Here is a 312-nt window from a genome sequence, read left to right on the forward strand (position 1 = left end):
CTGTATGCTGCTGTGCGGTTTCCTTGCGCACCATTTTCGCGCAGCGGACCGCGGGTGCGAGGTCAGCACCCGGCCTTCCCTGCGCCCTCTTGGACAAGAGGGGGGAGTGACGAAGCAAAGCTCGGGCGAAACACGCCGCGAGGACGCGAAGGTGTGTCTGCAAGTTGAATCTGCATTGGAGGATGACGATGCTGCCCCTTGCTCCGTCATTGCGAGCGCAGCGAAGCAATCCAGTGTTGATCTTCCCCCAAAAAAGTGGACATGGATCAAGCCGATTTTAGCTCCATCTCGACCGGGCTGATATAGCCGATG

The 312-nt window shown here is 58.7% G+C and carries 1 protein-coding gene; it reads left to right on the plus strand.

All coding sequences use genetic code 11. From position 1 onward, the window contains the following. Positions 1–301, plus strand: a 301-nt coding sequence (locus AC0L30_RS43195; protein ID WP_473406813.1) for a hypothetical protein, incomplete at its 5' end; no start/stop codon positions are given. Positions 302–312: the final 11 nt, after the last annotated feature.

It is taken from the genome of Bradyrhizobium sp. MI1.11 (assembly GCF_055811255.1).